This is a genomic window from Cyanobium sp. HWJ4-Hawea (assembly GCF_024345815.1).
GTDB lineage: Bacteria > Cyanobacteriota > Cyanobacteriia > PCC-6307 > Cyanobiaceae > Cyanobium_A.
Genome location: NZ_JAGQBV010000005.1, coordinates 18,915 through 35,400, shown reverse-complemented (window position 1 = coordinate 35,400; position 16,486 = coordinate 18,915). Strand labels below are relative to the sequence as shown.

General features: G+C 63.7%; 10 protein-coding genes. 3 read left to right on the top strand and 7 right to left on the bottom strand.

Features of this window, described 5'->3' with window-relative positions:
- Window positions 1-40: 40 nt before the first annotated feature.
- Window positions 41-1,030: an FUSC family protein gene (locus tag KBY58_RS02145; RefSeq protein ID WP_255002629.1), complete on the top strand. Its 990-nt coding sequence runs from the start codon at window positions 41-43 to the stop codon at window positions 1,028-1,030.
- Window positions 1,031-1,086: 56 nt separating this feature from the next.
- Window positions 1,087-2,154 carry an FUSC family protein gene (locus KBY58_RS02140; RefSeq protein WP_255002627.1) on the top strand — a complete coding sequence of 356 codons (1,068 nt, stop codon included), beginning with the start codon at window positions 1,087-1,089 and terminating at the stop codon, window positions 2,152-2,154.
- 9 nt (window positions 2,155-2,163) lie between these two features.
- On the opposite strand, the gene KBY58_RS02135 is transcribed toward KBY58_RS02140, so the two are convergent.
- Entirely contained in the window at window positions 2,164-3,078 is a 915-nt protein-coding gene (locus tag KBY58_RS02135) for an LCP family protein (RefSeq protein WP_254933006.1), read from the bottom strand.
- Window positions 3,079-3,088: 10 nt separating this feature from the next.
- On the bottom strand, window positions 3,089-4,897 hold the full coding sequence (locus tag KBY58_RS02130) for an ABC transporter ATP-binding protein (RefSeq protein WP_255002626.1): 1,809 nt from the start codon (window positions 4,895-4,897) through the stop codon (window positions 3,089-3,091).
- 148 nt (window positions 4,898-5,045) lie between these two features.
- On the opposite strand from KBY58_RS02130, the gene KBY58_RS02125 reads away from it, so the two are divergent.
- Entirely contained in the window at window positions 5,046-5,279 is a 234-nt protein-coding gene (locus KBY58_RS02125; RefSeq protein WP_255002625.1) for a hypothetical protein, read from the top strand.
- A 25-nt stretch (window positions 5,280-5,304) separates the two neighbouring features.
- Here the strand turns inward: KBY58_RS02125 and KBY58_RS02120 are convergent, their stop codons facing one another.
- From KBY58_RS02120 to KBY58_RS02100, 5 genes are all read right to left on the bottom strand, one after another.
- The gene (locus tag KBY58_RS02120) at window positions 5,305-7,149 is read right to left on the bottom strand and encodes a DEAD/DEAH box helicase (protein ID WP_255002624.1); all 1,845 of its coding nucleotides are present in this window, start codon (window positions 7,147-7,149) and stop codon (window positions 5,305-5,307) included.
- Between the two features lie 152 nt (window positions 7,150-7,301).
- Entirely contained in the window at window positions 7,302-7,685 is a 384-nt protein-coding gene (locus KBY58_RS02115; RefSeq protein WP_254933010.1) for a phosphomannose isomerase type II C-terminal cupin domain, read from the bottom strand.
- 6 nt (window positions 7,686-7,691) lie between these two features.
- Entirely contained in the window at window positions 7,692-9,278 is a 1,587-nt protein-coding gene (locus KBY58_RS02110) for an ATP-dependent RecD-like DNA helicase (protein ID WP_255002623.1), read from the bottom strand.
- The gene (locus KBY58_RS02105) at window positions 9,275-13,180 is read right to left on the bottom strand and encodes a UvrD-helicase domain-containing protein (RefSeq protein WP_255002622.1); all 3,906 of its coding nucleotides are present in this window, start codon (window positions 13,178-13,180) and stop codon (window positions 9,275-9,277) included. Before KBY58_RS02105 ends, KBY58_RS02110 begins: the two co-directional genes overlap by 4 nt.
- On the bottom strand, window positions 13,177-16,476 hold the full coding sequence (locus KBY58_RS02100; protein WP_255002621.1) for an exodeoxyribonuclease V subunit gamma: 3,300 nt from the start codon (window positions 16,474-16,476) through the stop codon (window positions 13,177-13,179). The genes KBY58_RS02105 and KBY58_RS02100 overlap by 4 nt, the downstream gene beginning before the upstream one ends.
- Window positions 16,477-16,486: the final 10 nt, after the last annotated feature.

The following is a 16,486-nucleotide window of genomic DNA, read 5'->3' as shown; positions in this document are numbered from 1 at the left end:
CGATCATCCCAGCTAAAAGCCATAGCCTTGGCAAATCGCGTTGCTCGATTTCGTGCTGTCGGCCCTGGCCCTAAAGGCTGCGATCAAATACGGCATTGCGGCCATGGCGGCGGCGGCAATTTCCGTGGCCACCAACCAGGTGGAGTTCATCTGGTATCCGCTCCTGGCGGTGGTTATGTGCATGGATGAAACCGAAACCAGAGTGCTGGCGGCATCCCGCGCCCGGGTTTGCGGCACCATCGCCGGGGGCCTGGTGGCATTCCTTGTTCACCTCCTGATGGGGGGCTGGATTGGCATCACCGTGACGATGCTGATCGTGGTTCCACTGTTGAGATTGCTGGGTTGGGGTGCGGGGATGGCAACGGCAATCGTTGTGGTTTCACTCCTATTTCTAGTGGCTGATTACAACAGCCTGGATTGGTTCTATGTATTGAATCGCACGGTTGACACCTTGCTTGGGGTGGTGGTGTCTATTTTGGTTAGTGCCTTGATCTGGCCTGTTAACCGACTGGCTGAAATTAGGGCTCTAGATTCCCAACTACGTAGCGAGATTGGTAGACGTCTTGAAGCTATTCAGCAGCTCCTTAAGGGCTCGGGAGGAGGAGCTATTGTTGAACTAGTACCCGTTAAGTCCCGCCGCTTGATCCTGCAGCTTGGCAAGTTGGTAAGTGATGAATTAAGCGCCAATCCGTTGGGATTGGGTCTAAAGCAGCGCTGGCGCCAGAGAAGCATTCTCTGGGAGCGGATAAATCACCACAGCATTCAGGTGCAGCGCTTGGCGGAGCTGCTGCCCGAGGGAGTGATGGCCCACGTAAGTACCCCCTGGATCGAAAATCTTCCCAGTCTCTTGCATCCCTCTGCTGGTTCGGAGTGCTCCCCCTTGCCCCAGCGCCAGAGCTTGGTGCGCTTAGCTGACCAGCTACGGATTTCTCCCCTGCTGTTGCTTTCCCTAGACGATGAATTACAGCGCTTGGTGAAAAGCATCCATAGCTTGGGGCTGGCGGGCTCAACCTCCTTGGCCCGCCCGTGACTTTGCGCAAATCTGTCGGGCATAAACCCCAATCTGTCGGGCATAAACCCCAATCCGTGGGCCATAAACCCCTAATAATTAAAAGTGACCTGCGCCTGGCCCTCACCGTGGGCCTATCTGCCGGTCTACTAATAACATTCGGACTGCCCTATCCGTATTACGGGCCGATGGCGGTGGGTGCCGCCCTGGGCGGCACGCTGGGGGCAAGTCGCATCGCCTCGATTCAACGGATGCAGGGCACCCTGTTGGGAGGGGTGATTGTATTTATCAGCTACTCCACCTTGGCGCAGGCCGTGCCATTACCCGTTGGGGTGGCCGTGGCGCTTGCCTCCACCCGGCTCTTTGGAGGTGCGTTGGGCTTGCTATCTGGCTACAAGGTGGCCGGATTGGTGGTGGCGATGGGATGGACCATTCATGCCGGCAACCTTGACAGCTGGATCCCATACCGCCTGGTCGACACCTTGGTGGGGGTGTTGGTTGCCCTTTTGGTGGTGGGGGCATTTTGGCCTAGCAGGGCCTTGGATCAGCACGGGGCCATTTCCAAGCAGCTCCTCAATGATTTTGCTGCGGCCTTTAGGGAGCGAGCCCAATTGCTTAGGCGGGGCGATGAACTGAATGCCGATACACGAATCGCCACCCGCAACCAGCTGCTGAATAAAATTGTTCAATTACAGGCAAAACGGCCAGAGGCATTGGTCGAGCTTGGTGAAGATCGCACTGGCCAACTACTTAATCGCCTATGGGATTTGGAGGAGCAACTTTTCAGTGAAATGATCTCGATCTATCGCACCCTATTGCGGCTCCCGCCCGTTCCGCATTCCAGCCCTGCCTTGCAAAAATTGGTGGGTGCTGAGGCGGAGCTGTTTGATGCGGTGTCTGCGCGGTTGGAGCTCTGGTCTAAGCATTGGCCTGGCGGCTCGGGCTTGGGGCGGATCTTGGCCGATCAATCCAGTCTTCACTTAAGTCAGGAAAGGTTAGAGGCGGCGGAAGCAGATGTCTTTGATGATCCCGCTGCCATGGCAGTGCTGCTATCCAGTACTGGGGGCCGGCGCGCCATGGCCTGTCACCAACTTCTCAATGTGGTCGCGTCGTTTGAAGATGCTTGGGTTGGGGCCCAGTCCTAAAAGCTGGACCTAGAAGAGAAATTTGTAGCGATCCGCGTTGGGATCGGTTTCGGCGGCTGAGCTGCTGGGCTTGGGCCATTCCGCATCCCAATAGCTCAGGCCATCTCGGTAAAAGGGCCTCCCACCTAAGCGCTTGGTTTCGAGGTGGGTGGTCCCCATGGCGGTGATCAGGCCGCCCAGTTCCATGGGCCCCAGGTCGGTTTTAAGGTCCTTGCCTGCCGCACTCAATAGGATTGGCAGCCGCACAATCTGCTCTGGTCGGGTCAGTTTTTGGAAAAGGGCGCGCAGGGCAATTTGCTGGCGTTCGATGCGGCCAATGTCGCCCATTTCATCGTGGCGGAAGCGCAGGAAACCCTCCAGTTCGCGACCTTTTAGCCGCTGGACTCCGGGTTGAAGATCGATATATAGACCCTGGCTGTTGTCTACGTAATACATTCGCTTTGGCACATCCACATCGATGCCGCCAATGGCATCGGCCATCCTTCTGATCGATGCCAGATTGACCAAAATGTGGTGGCTAATTGGCCGGCCGAGCTTGCGGGAAAGTTCGCGCTTTAGGAGATCTACACCGCCGAGGCTATAGAGAGAATTGATCTTATTGGGCCCATATCCCTCTGCTTCGATATAGGAATCACGGGGTACTTGGATGATTCTGGTGGTGTCGCCATCCACCCTCAATGCTGCAATTACATCCGTATTGCCGCCGCCCACATCTGTGCCAACTAGCAGGATGTCCTGGCTGCCAATGCCTGTCCAGGCGGTAAAGGGATTGACCAGGCCAGGATTGTTGAGCCCCTTGCCGTTTAGCAGGTTGGAGAGGGGTTCCGCCAACACCAGGCCACCGCCCAGGCCTATGGCTATGGCCAACAAAACGGGCCCGCGCTTCGCACGCTTTCGGCGGCGCTTGGCCTGGCTACTCTTCATTGCTGAAAACCTAGTCCACCAGCATTTCGTCAGGGCGTAGGCCCGCCTGTACCCGCCAGAGATTGGCATAGGCCCCCTGCTGGCGAATCAGGGACTCGTGGCTGCCGCTTTCCACAATTTGGCCGTTCTCCATCACCACAATTCGATCTGCGTGGCGCACGGTGCTGAGGCGGTGGGCGATCACCAGGGTGGTGCGGGTGGCCGTAATTCGCTCCAGGGAACGCTGGATTGCGGCTTCGGTTTCGTTATCTACCGCTGCGGTGGCTTCATCCAGTACCAGCACTGGCGGGTCCTTGAGGATGGCCCGGGCCAGGGCAATGCGTTGGCGTTGGCCACCGGAGAGCCGTTGGCCCCTTTCTCCCACCACCGTGTCGTAACCCTCGGGCAGGTCTTCAATGAAGCTGGCGGCTTCGGCGGCCTCAGCAGCTGCTTCGATGGCAGCCCTGGGGGCTTCGAAACTGCCGTAGGCAATGTTTTCGGCCACGCTGCCATGAAATAAGAACACCTCCTGGCTCACCAGGCCAATCGAACGGCGCAGGTCGGCGAGGCGCAGATTTTCGATCGGTTGTTCATCTAGATAGATGGCCCCAGCCTGGATTTCATAAAGCCTGAGCAGCAGCTTCACGATCGTGCTCTTGCCCGAGCCGGTGGCGCCCACAATCCCCACGGTGCTGCCGGCAGGAATTTCTAAATTGAAGTTCTGCAGCAGGGTTTCGCGGCCGTCGTAGGCGAAATTGACCGCCTCAAAGCGCAGGCTGCCCCGCACCTGATGGGGCGCCAGGGTGGCCTGGCCACTGGGTATGCGGATGGGGCTGTCGAGCAGGTCCAACACCCGGGTGGTCGAGGCCATCGCCCGCTGGTAATCATCCAGGGTTCGCCCCAGGGTGGTGAGCGGCCAGAGCAGCCTTTGGGTGATGAAAATCAAAAAGCTGTAAGTGCCGATGGCGATGTCCCCTCGCCAGGCCTGGAGGCCACCGATCACCAGGATGGCGATAAAGGCAAACAGGATTGCGAAACGAATCAGGGGCACAAATGCCGCAGAGAGGCGAATCGCCCGGCCGTTGCTGAGTCGATAGGCCTGGCTCTGCTGGCCGAGGCGGTTTAGTTCCCAGGCCTCTGCCGCATAGCTCTTGATCGTGAGCATGCCGCCCAGGTTGTTGCTCAAAAGGCTGGCCAGGTCGCCGGAGCGCTCCCGCACTTCCCGGTAGCGGGGTGCGAGCTTGTTTTGAAAACGCAGCGATCCCCAGAGAATTACGGGAATCGGCAGGAAGGAAACCCCTGCCACGGTGGGGGAGAGCACCACCATGGCCCCACCCACGGCCAGCACGGTGGTGACCAGCTGCAGGATTTCATTGGCCCCTTGATCCAAGAAGCGCTCCAGCTGGTTGATGTCGTCGTTGAGGATCGCCAGCAGTTGGCCCGTGCTGCCCCGCTCGAAGAAGGCCATCTCCAGCTGCTGCAAATGGTCGTAGGCCTCAAGCCGCAGCTCGTGTTGCACGGTTTGGGCAAGGTTGCGCCAGAGCAGGGCGTAGAGGTATTCGAATAGGGATTCCCCGCTCCAGATCACAAACGAGAGCCCGGCCAGCACCGCCAGCTGACCTGGCACCGACTGGACTCCAAAGGCCGCCAGCCAGGAGTTGTTTTGCTTGACCACCACATCCACGGCCAGGCCAATCAGCACCGGTGGAGCCAGGTCCAACAGCTTGTTGACCACCGAGCAGCTGGTCGCCAGCCAGACCAGCCGTCGGTGCGGACGCAGGCTTGTAAGCAGGCGCTGTAGGGCTGGCCTCTCCAGTTGCTGGTGGTTGGACGCTGACACGCTGGCGCTGGATCGTTGCTTGGCAGTCTGGGCCTAGGCGGTTTTTGTGGAGAAGCTTGAAGCCAATCCGAAGAGAGTATTTGGTTGGGACCCCAGGCCCGAGGATGGGCCCAATGTCAGCAAATCCTGATTTTTGGAGTCTTGAGCCATGGGGGTCGCTATAAACTCGGCTTTCGCCCCTTCCCTGCCGGCGGCCTGGAGCTTGGCCTGGTGTGAAGACGGGGAGCTGGCCCAGCAGGATCGCTTTGATCTTTTGCAAACCCTTGTGGCCACCGAGTCCCACGAGGTCCAGGTGGGCTTGATCGTGGCCCTCGAAACCCTTGGGGTAGGCCTAAATGCCACCGTGGCGATCACGGCGGCATCGACTGCGCTCTGCGCCTAGGTCTGCCCCATTTCCTAGGCAGGCCCTATTCAGCTAGGCGGGTGATCTGCAGGGCTTTGTTCATCACCCTCAGTTGACGCAGGCCCTGGAAGACATCGTCGGGCATGCCCTTGGGCAGGTCCACGGTGCTGTGGGTGTCGAAGATCTGAATGCGGCCAATCGAGCGGCCGGTTATGCCAGCTTCATTGGCGATCGCGCCAACAATGTTGCCGGGCTTGATGCGGTCTCTCCAGCCCACTTCGACGCGGAAGCGCTCCATGTGATCTTCCGGCGGGCCCATCGGGCGCTCGCCGCGGGGACTCCTGCCCCCATCCCGGCCCCCATCACGACCTCCGTCCCGGCCCCCATCCCTGCCCATTTCGCGGCCGCCATCACGGCCGAATTCCCTGCCGCCATCGCGGGAGCGGCTAGGACCGTTTTGACGCACCTGGTCGAAGTTGTCTTCGCCCTGGATCAGCAGGGGTTTGCCAGCCAGGCTGAGCTCCAGGGCCGCCAGGGCGAGCTGCTCAGGGCTGCAGGACTGCTCCTGGCCAACCCGTTGCAGGATCTCGCTGAGGAGGGCCAACTCTTCGGTGCTGCTGCTCGGGGTTTGCAGGTTTTCCGTGAGCTTGCTGCGCAGGCGATCGAGCCTGTTTTGGTTGATGGTGGCGTTATTGGGCACATCCATCGGTTCGATGGCCTTGCCTACGGCCCGCTCCATGCCCCCTAGGAAGCGGCGCTCCCGGGGGGTGAGGAAGAGGATCGCGTCACCGGTGCGGCCAGCCCGACCGGTGCGGCCGATGCGGTGCACATAGGCCTCCGAATCGAAGGGGATGTCGTAGTTGATCACCAGGCTGATGCGTTCCACATCCAGGCCCCGAGCTGCCACATCGGTGGCCACCAGCACCTCCAGTTGGCCCTGGCGAAGCCGCTCGATCGTGCGCTCCCGTTGGGCCTGGGGCACGTCGCCGTTGAGAACGGCAACGTCGTAGCCGTGTTGCTCCAGGGATTCGGCCACCGACATGGTGATCGCCTTGGTGCGGGCAAAAATAATTACCCCCTCACTGCGTTCTGACTCCAGCACCCGCTCCAGGGCCGCCAGCTTGTGCGGTGCATGGACCATCAGATAGCGCTGACGGATGAGGCTGGCGTCTGACGCCTTCTGCTTGATCGTTACCTCGGCGGGGGAATTGAGGTATTTCTGGGAAATGCGCCGAATTTCGTTGGGCATGGTGGCTGAAAACAGCACCACCTGACGTTTCTCGGGCAGCTGGGTCAACACCCACTCGACGTCGTCGATGAAGCCCATCCGCAGCATTTCATCTGCCTCGTCGAGGACAAGGGCCCGCAGGGAAGAGAGATCGAGGGTGCCCTGCCGCATGTGGTCCATCACCCGGCCTGGGGTACCGACCACAACCTGTACGCCGCGGCGCAATTGATGGATTTGGTCGCGAAAATCGGCACCTCCGTAGATCGCTAGAACCCTCACATGGGGCAGGTGGGCGGCATAACTGTTGAAGGCTTCTGCCACCTGTAGGGCCAGTTCCCGGGTGGGGGCCAGCACCAGCACCTGGGGTTTGCGTTGTTCGGGATCGAGGGCCGCCAGCATTGGCAGGGCAAAGGCTGCCGTTTTGCCGGTGCCTGTCTGGGCTTGACCCACCAGATCGCGGCCTAGCATCAGCTCGGGAATGGCAGCCTTTTGGATCGGTGAAGGCTCCTGATAGCCAACATCGACCAGGGCCTTCATCAATTCAGGGCCAAAGCCAAAACGGCTAAAACCGGCCGCAGCCCCTACGGCTGGGGCTGGCAAAGATGAGGTCGACTCGCTATCAAGTCGCGCATCAACGTCGACGGCACAGCCAAGGCTGCCGCCATTAGAAATTTCGGTCACGGGGTTCAATTGGGCCTGCTTAATTGGCCGAGTTGTTCCTTAAACGCAGGCCGGCAGATACCCAATGGAAGAGAAGAATCAGGGCTTGTTTTGCAATCTGCGGATTGCACCCTGGTCTTATGAAAACTGCCCTGCCCTTGAAAAGGGTGGATTCAAATCTTATCACTCGGCATCCGGCCAAAGTCATCGGCCAGCCGTTCGATGTCGTCCTCCCGCAGCTCGATGCCGCGCTGCACTTCCACGATCAGTAGGTCCTGGCTGCCGGCACTGGCCCGATGGATGGCGCCAACGGGAATGAAAACCGTGGTGCCGGCCCTGGCCTCCAGGTTGGTGTCGGCCACCTGCAAGCTGCCATTGCCAGCTACCACCACCCAGTGCTCGCAGCGATGGCGGTGGCGTTGCAGGCTGATGCGGGCGCCACTGCGTATCAACAGGCGCTTGACCAAATAGCCCTCTTCATTGCCTGGCCCTTGGCCACTCCCCAGGCTTTCAAACCAGCCCCAGGGCCGTTCAATTCGGTTGCCAATTGAATCCATATAGCCCTAGCTCGGGGTGATCAGCACTGCGTGATCTTTGGCCCTGGTAAGGGCTGTGTAAAGCAGGCGCTGGTTAGGACGCACCGTGTCACTTAGTAGAACCCATACCTCGCTGGCTTCGCTGCCCTGGGCCTTGTGCACGGTTAGGGCGAAGGCGGGCTGGACGCCAGGCAGTTGGGCCGGGTGAACCCAAATTGGCAGGCCATCCCCATGGCTTGCAAAGAGCAATTGGCGCCTGCCCCCGTGCTCCGCCACCAGGCCCAGATCGCCGTTGGCCAGGCCGAGCTCCTCGCGGTTCTGCTGGCAGAGCACCGGAGTGCCCAGGGGCCAGCGCTGGGCACCAGCTAAGAGGGCTTCCCCCAATAGGGCGCGGTGGATTTCGTCCACACCCCAGCGGCCACGCCGCACCGGACTGAGCACCAGCAGGCTGGCCAGCAGGGCCAGCAGCTCTTCAGGGTTGGAGGTTTTTTGATCACTGGCCAGCTTTTCCAGCTGCCTTTGGTGGCTGCGCAAACGCAACAGCAGCTCGGCAGGCAGGGATCTGGTTGATGCCCGCTGCCAGCGCAGGTTGGCGGTGCCATCCAATGAGGCCAGCAGGGCTGCCGTTTGATCAGGTAGGCCAGTGGCTTCTTTCAGGCCAATGGCTGGGGGTGTGCTCTCCTGCCGCAGGCTGGCGGCCACCTCGGCGATGGCTCCGTTGTTGCGGTAGGTGGTGGTTAGGCGGATCGCCGCGGCTCCGAGGTCCTGGCGATGGGCGCCTGAATCGAGCTCCAGCAGCACGGAGCCCGCCCCCACCGGCGCCAGTTGGGCCCCGTCGCCCACCAGCACCAACCGAGCCGGACTGGGCAGGGCCTCCAGCAGGGCTGCCATTAGGTCCAGGTCCACCATCGAGACCTCATCCACCACCACCAAATCCAGGGCTAGGGGATTGCGGCGATTGCGCCGGAAGCCCTCACCATGGCTTTCCAGCAGGCGATGCAGGGTGCTGCAGGGAAACCCAGCTGCAGCCGCCTTGAGCCGACCGGCGGCCTTGCCGGTGGGGGCCGCCAGGTGGATCCGGCATTCGGGTTGTTGGGCCCTGACGGCAGCCAACATCGCCACCACCGTGCTGGTTTTGCCCGTGCCCGGCCCCCCCTCAAGCAGCACCAACTGGTGTTCGAGCACTGCCCTCACCGCCCTTAGCTGCTGGGGATCTGGCTGCTGGGGGGTGCTTGCCCTGGCTGGTTTGGAAGCTTGCTCTGCGGGTTTGCCCTGGACGCTTAAGGCTGTCTGGGCCCGTTTAACCAGTTGGTCCAGCACGGATCGACGCTGTTGCTGCCAGCGGCGCCAGAGCAGCTGGTCTGCCTCCACCACGAGCGGCCCATCGGGCTCCCGGGCCAGGGGCGAGGCCAGCAAGGCCTGAAGGTGGGCAGCCGATGGCAGGGGGATCGCCAACTCCCCAGCTGCCAAGGCGGTGGTGAGGGCTTCAATCAGCTCAGCCACCAGGGGGTCTGGCCCGCCGCCATGGAGTCGGGGTAGGGCTTCGCTGAGGGCGTTGGCGAGCGGGGCCACCCAGCTGGCCTGTTCGCTGCTGCCCTGTTCGAACCGGTTCATGGCGCCAATCCCCGGGCGCTGGAATTACCGAGCAGGCGGTCCAGGGCCAGCAACCGCTCCAGGGGCGGAATGTCTACGAATACCCCGGGCACCGTTAAGTGCTCGCTGTTGGCGATTGCTAGGGCCTGCGGGCTGGCTCCGGGTACTCCCCGCAAAAAGAGGTAGAGCGAACCTCCCAAATCCCGTTCCGGCTCGTAATCGCTCAATCGCCAGCGCAGGTAGCGATGGAGGGCCACCAGGTAGAGGTGGGCCTGGAGGGGGTAGTGGTTTGCCTCCATCAGCCCTGCCATGGCAGCTGTTGTGTAGTGGAGAGGGCCGCAGGCCAGCGGTTTGCCGTTGGCATCCCTTTCGCCTAGCCAGTTGCTTTTCCAGTCGGCCACCCACCAGCGCGGCTGGCCCTGGCGATCGGCCGCACGGAAGATCAAATCCATCGAGCCGGTCAGAAATCCTTCGCTGGCAACCGAGAGCTGGGCGAGGCTGCTGGCGTAGCTGGCCCCAAATTGGCCACCTGGATGCCCAGCGAAGCAGGCGGCCAGGGCCTGGGCCTCCACCAGGGCGATCGGCAGATCGAAATTCAGCTCGTTGAGCCGCTGGCCCTGCCCCAACTGGTTGAGTTTGAAAGGGCCCAGGGGGCCGCCGAGGGGGGTGTCGAGCAGTTGCTGCAGGCCAAGCAACACGGCATCGCCCTGGTTGATGTCGATGCCCGAGCGCTGCAATTCCCGCTCGCAGATCCCACGACGGCATGGGTGGTCCGCCTCCTGCTGGTAGTCGATTTGCTCGAGGATCCGGTGCAGGCAGTCGCCGGCCTGGGCACCTCTGGGGAATTGGGCCAGGGGCCCCTGGTCGCTCCAGTTGGGGGTAGTTGAATCTTGGGCACCTACTTGGGCACCTACTTGGGCACCTACTTGGGCACCTAGTTGATCGCCTAGGGGGGCAACTTCCTGGCTGGGGTCGTCGGTTTCACGGCCCTCCTCCAGGGCCTGGGGTGCGGCGCCATGGCTGCCTTTTGTCCAGCTTGTGTAACTGCTGCGGCCCCAACGACTATCAAAATTGCGCTCCGGCACCGGGCCCCGGCCCAGTTCTGTAGGGGCGGCGGCTGGTTCTGCGGATCTGGCTGCACTGGCGGCAGCACCAGCAGCTGGGCCAGTAAGCAACTCGATTGGAACTCGCCGCGACTCCATTTCCAATTTCAAGAGCTCAAGCCAGTCGGCATCGCTGCGGCTGGTGTAGTCGCAATCGCCCTGCTCCTGGCTAAATAGCCAGGGGGAAAGGGGATTGCCCCCTTGGCCATGGGCTGGCCCCCAGGCCAAAACCAGCAGCTGTTGGGCGCGGGTGGCGGCCACATAGGCGAGGCGTTCCCGTTCAGCTAGTTCGGCTTCCAGCTGCTGGCTGCGGGCCTGGTAGCCCCTGCCCCAGTGGCCATTGAGATGGAGATCCAGCACCGGCGCCCCTAGGGCCGCATCGGGGGGATGCCAGCGGACCCCCAGCCTTTGGCCAGCCCGCGCCTGGCTTGATGGGGCCTGCCAGAGGTAGGGGCAGATCACAACTGGATACTCCAACCCCTTGCTGCGGTGGACGGTCACCACGGAAACGGCCGCATCCACCGCATCGCTATGGGGCTGGTGGGCCTCAGGCACATCCCGGTCGGGATCGAGCCGGCGCCGGCGCAGCCAGTCGGCAGCGGCAGCGGGGCCAAGTCTTTCGGTGTGCAGACATTCCTGCACCAGCTCGGCGCTTTGCTGCAGGTCGGCCAGCAACCGGCCCCCCAGGGAAAGCCTGGCCAGCCCCTGCTCCTCCAGCAAGCTGCCCAGCACCCCCAGCAGGCCCCGGCGGGGCAGTTGCTCGGCCATGGCACCCAGGCGCGCGGCCAATTCACCCCATTGCTCGGCCGTGGTGCGGGCCAATTGCTCCGCACTCCAACCCAGCAGCGCTGAGGCGGCGAGCAGCCGCAGCCGGTTGGGATTGGCCGGATCGGCCAGGGCATCGAGGAAGCGCTGTAGGGCCCCAGCCCCTTCGCTCTCCAGCACATCCCCCTTGCTCACCAGGCGGCTGGCAATGCCCTGGAGCTCCAGGGCCTGGCGCAGGGCCTCGGCCTGGGAGTGGGTGCCTACCAGCAGGCAAATGCCATTGGCCCCCAGGATTTCGCCCTGCCCGGCCTGGTCTCCTTGGTGAGCCTTGCTGATTACGAGCCGCCGCGCCAACAGCTGGGCGGTGAAGGCGGCAATGCGCTTTGGCAGCATCTGGTCCAGCTGGCTACGGCTGGGGGCCGGGCTGCCGGCGGGGCGATCGGCGCCGAGCCAGAGCAGTTGCAGCGGTTGCTCCCCTGCCGCAAGCTCGATCGTGCCCTTGTTGGCCATCGCCCTTACCTCCAGCACCTCCAGCTCGGAGCGCCTTAGGCCTGGGGCCATTAGGCGGTTGAGACCTTCGAGCAGGGGCTGGGAGGAGCGAAAGTTGTTTTGCAGGCTGCTGATGCCGCCTTCTTTGCGGGCGCATTCGCGGGCGAGCAGGTAGGTGGCCAATTCGCCGCCCCTGAACCGGTAGATCGCCTGCTTGGGGTCCCCCACCAGCACAATGCTGTGCTCGCTTGGCTGAAAAGCCCCGGCCAGGATCCGCCATTGGATTGGATCGGTGTCCTGGAATTCATCGATCAAGGCGGCCCGGTAGCGCTCCCCCACGGCCCTTAAAAGGGGGGTGCTCGCCTGCTCGCCGGGGTCAAGACCCTCCAGTAATTGGGCAAAGCCCAGCCGGCCTCGGCGTTCGCGGCGGGCCTTTAATTCGGCCCGCCCCCAGTGGCAGGCGTGCAGCAACAGGGCTTCGGCAGGGCCTTCCATCGCCGCAGCAATGGCCCCCATCAGTTCTGGCTGGGGCAGGGAGAGATCTCCGCTTGCTGGGGCCTCGATCGGCCGGGCCACCTTCAGAAAGGCGCCCGGGTGGAAGTATTCCGAAAGCAGTTCCTGGCCCCGAATCGCCCCGTAGTCGCCCCGCTGTTGGCTGTCTAGGTCGCTGCCCTGCAGCCAGCTATCCAGCAGGGCCCGCCGGTCCTTGGTGGGCTTGGGGCTGTACTTGCCCGTGCTCTTGCAGCCCAGCTCGCGCCAATGGGCCGCCGCCGCCCGCAGGCTGGCCTCCAGCTCTGCGCCCCGTTGGGGCCAAAGCTGGTTGAGGTCGTGCCACCAGCCTTGCCAGAGGCCCTCTAGCTGGGGGGCGAGGGGCTCCTCCAGGCCCAGGCCGGGGGGGAGGGGATCTAGCTGTAGGGCGGGATCGCCATCCAATTGGGCCAGCAGCGGTTCCAGGGCCTGGGGCCCCTTGATGCTGGTCATCAGCCCCGCCAGTAAGTGCTCCGGCAGGGCCAGCACCTGCTGCTGCCAGTAGTCGTGGGCGACCTGGCGCACCAGGGGACCGCTTTCAGCCTCCAGTTGGAGGTCGGGGGGTTGGCCTGCCTCCAAGGCCTGGCGCTGCAGGGTGCGCCGGCAGAAGCCGTGGATGGTGGTGATGTCGGCGCTATCGAGCTCCTCAAGGGCCATTAGCAACCTCGCCTGCAGGGCGGTTGAGTCACCACTGGCCAAGCCCCCGGATCTGTCCCCGGATTCGCCCCAGTGATCCAGCCAGCTGGCCAGCACGGGATCGGGAATTTCCCTGCTGGGATCGGCCAGGCAGGCCTGGGCCTGGCTCAACCGCTGGCCAATGCGGTCCCTTAGTTCAGCCGCGGCCGCCTCGGTGAAGGTCACCACCAGCAGCTCGCCGAGGCCTAATTGCTCCTCGCTGACCAGGCGCAGCACCAGGTGGGCCAGGGCAAAGGTTTTGCCGGTGCCAGCACTGGCCTCCAGCAGCCGCAGCCCGGGAGCGAGCGGAAAGCCATTGGCATCAAAGGGGCTGACGGCACTTTTCACCATGGCACTCTTCATTGCTGCGGTTTTGCTTGCTGTGCCATCAGGGGCGTAAGCAACTCCAGGGCCAGCCCTGGCATGGGCCCCTCCAGCAGCGCCGCGCCGCTGGTACTCACCCCAAAGCAGAGGGCCTGCTCAGCCTCCTGCCGTTCGCCCCGTTGGCCGATGCCCCCCTCCCAGCAGCCGATGGCCTTGGCCGCCCCACTGCCGGGTTTACTGGCCTCGGCCTGGACATAGGTCCAGCCGCTTTGGGGTGGCACCGGCCAGCAGCTTTGGCGCCACTGGCCGCGCAGCTGATCCAACCGCTCGAGCTCGACTTCGGCCCCGGCCAGCACCGGTGCCTGCAGGCGCAGCATCACTCCAAAACCCCTGTCGCCGCTGGCGATCACCACGCCCTGGTCAACGGGCAGGCCAGCCAGCACTGCCAGTTGCAGTTGGAGCCAGAGCTCGAGGCCATGGCGGGCCCGCAGCTTGGCGGTGTGGACCAACACCAGGGAGCTGCCGCGCCATGCCAGCGGGCTTTCCCAGCCTTGCCAGCTAACGCTCTGTTGCTGGGCTTCTCCAAGTTCTTCCAGGCTTTCGACCAGCCCATGCCAACGGTTCGCCAGGGTGCTGGCCTCCAGGCATCCACCGCTGCGGGGGGGCAGCAGTCCCTCGCCGCGGTGATAGGCCAGCAGGTAGGCCTGGTCGAGGTCAGTGGCTGCTGCCATTGGCTGGCCGGGGCTGGCCTCCAGGTGCAGGCGCAGCAGTTGGGCCCGTTGCCGTTCATCGAGCTGCAGTGTGTCGAGATCACTGGGGCCATCTCCCCATTCCCTTGGCTTCAGGCCCAGTTGGGCCAACCATTGGGCCTGGGGGGCCACCAGCCATTCGCGTAGATCGCCATAGCTGGAAGGGCTGCTGGGGCCAGTGGCGCCATGGCTGCCCTGGGCCAGGGGCTCCGGTTTCTGCAGGCCGGCCCCCTCCAGCCAGCGACGGGCCTCCAGCAGCCGGCGATCACAACTGCTGGGGGGCCGTTCGCCATGGGCAAGAAAGTTGCTCCGATCGAGGGGGTTGACGGCGTGGTTCACCAGGAGCTCGGCGCCGCCGCAGGGGAGATGGTCCTGGAGCCACTCCAGCCATTGGCGTATCGGGGTGGCGGGGGGCAGGGCCTCACCGCGGCGTTCATCGCGGCTGCTCCAGGTGATCAGCAGGTGGCTGCGGGCGGAAAGCAGGGCCTCCATCAGCACATAGCGGTCCTGGTCGGCCGGCTGGGGGTCGCCCAGGAGCCGTTGCTTCTCCATTAGGTGGAAGCCGGAGCGGGGCCGCTGCCTGGGGAACACCCCGGCATCGAGGCCCATCAGCACGATTACCCGGTGGGGGATGGCCCGCATCGGCTCCAGGGCGCTGATCGTGAGGGCCCCACTGCGGTGACCAAAGCGCCCCGAATCGGCCGCCAGTCGTTCATCCAAAACCGCCGCCACCACCGCCGCATCCAGGGGTAGACAGAAGTCGCCGGCGGCCTGCTGCCAGTCGTCGATGGCAGCCAGCACCAGGGGCAGCTCCCAGGCCAGTTCGCCGCCATCGCCAAACAGGTCCGCCAACAGGGCCTGGAGGGTGCCGGCCCAGGCCTGGCTTGGGCGGATTCGGCGCAGCTCGACCAGCCAATGGCGTAGCCGGGTCAACAGGTGCAACCAGCGGCCCACCAGCTCCAGGCTGTGGCCGCTGGCCAGGGGGGCCGTCTCGGCTGGGGCAAGGCCTGGGGTTTGGGGCAAAACCAAGCCCAGCAGCAGCCGGTCGATGGCCCAGCTAAGGCTGCCGGTGGCGTCTCCACCGCGTTCCTGGCCATCGAGTCCCCAGCGGAAGCCAGAGCGCTGGAGCAGTAAATGCAGGCTGGCAATCTCCTCGCTGCTGAGCTGGAAGTGGCTGCGCAGGGCGCTGCTCTCCAGCAGCTTTTCCAGGGCCGAGGCGGTGAACCTTTCGCTGGCCAGTTGGAGCAGGAGCAGCAGGGTGCGGCTGATGCCCGCTTCGCTCTGCTGACTGCGGTCGGTCAGGCGCCAGGGCAGATGGACTCCCGTGGCTTCCGAGTCGCCAAATACCGACGCCACCAGGGGGGCAAATAGGTCCACCTGGGGGGTCATCACCAGGATGTCCCGGGGCTGGAGGCTGGTGTCATTGGCCAGAAGTTGCAGGATTCGATCCCGCACGATTTGCACCTGGCGCAGCCGCCCTGGGCAGGGATGGAATTCCAGGGAACTGTCGCCGGTTGCCCGCTCCAGGGATGGCGATTCGGCCGGCCTGGCCAGGTGTTTTTGGAGTTGGGCCAGTAGGGGGGCGGGCCCAACTCCGCCATGTCCCGCCGCAGGGTCACAGAACAGGTCCTTTTCCTGCCATTGGCCCAGTTGGCTTTCACCGGTGCCCTCCAGCAGTTGTTGAAATTCCCCCCCCAGCCGGCCAAAGCGGGCCTCGAGCCCCGGGGCCTCCAGCAACCAACTGCTGTCGAAGGGGTCGCGCAGGGCCACCGCAGAACTGAGTCGCTCGCGGCGTTGGCCGCAGCGCTGCCAGAGGTCCGGGCAGGGGGTTAGTAGGTAGAGGTCCACCGGGATGTGGCCGCCCAGGGCCTGGAGCAACTCCACCTGGATCGGCGCCAGGCTGCTGAGGCCAAACAGGCGCAGCTGCTTGGGGAGTAGCCCGGCCGGTGGTGTGGCTTTGCCCAGCAGCTCAATGGCTTTGTGCACCTTGAGGCCAAAGGGGAGCTCCCCCAGCCGTTCCCTTAGTCGTTCGAGCAGCAGGGGCTGCCATTGCTGGTTCTCGGCCAGGGCTTCGCCCCGGCCATCGACCCACTTGCCCTGCCCCCAGGCCGCCACCATGGCGGGTCTGTAGAGGGTGTAATCGTCGATGGCGTCGGCGATGGCGCGCCCCAGCTGCCAGCGGGCCAGGCCCAGGCTGGGCCCCTCATGCTGCTGCCACCAGAGTTGCAGGGGCCTGCCCCTGGGATCAGCCAGCAACTCCGGCAAAATTTCGAGCACGGGCCACACCAGCCGGTTGGCCCGCCAGGGATCCACCGCGCCCGCTCCTTCCGCTGCGATTTCCGGAGCCGCCGCCGCCAGCACCCCATCCACCAGTTGGCGCAGTTGGCTGCCGGGAAATGGGAAGCGAATGTTGGCGGCAATGCCGCCCAGGCCCACGGCCAGTTGCTCCCCCAGCCAGCGGCTGGTGGGCCAGGTATTTACCATCACCTGCACCTGCTCAAAGGGATCAGGTGGATTGAGTTTCAGCTGGGCGGCGAGGACCTCAGCAAGCCACTCAGCCCTGTTTCCCCGAAAAACAGTGAGCAAGGTTTTGGGT

Coding starts and splice junctions, on each gene's coding strand:
- KBY58_RS02115 (WP_254933010.1), bottom strand. CDS start 7,685: ATGGATTCAATTGGCAACCGAATTGAACGGCCCTGGGGCTGGTTTGAA.
- KBY58_RS02105 (WP_255002622.1), bottom strand. CDS start 13,180: ATGAAGAGTGCCATGGTGAAAAGTGCCGTCAGCCCCTTTGATGCCAAT.
- KBY58_RS02110 (WP_255002623.1), bottom strand. CDS start 9,278: ATGAACCGGTTCGAACAGGGCAGCAGCGAACAGGCCAGCTGGGTGGCC.
- KBY58_RS02125 (WP_255002625.1), top strand. CDS start 5,046: ATGGGGGTCGCTATAAACTCGGCTTTCGCCCCTTCCCTGCCGGCGGCC.
- KBY58_RS02135 (WP_254933006.1), bottom strand. CDS start 3,078: ATGAAGAGTAGCCAGGCCAAGCGCCGCCGAAAGCGTGCGAAGCGCGGG.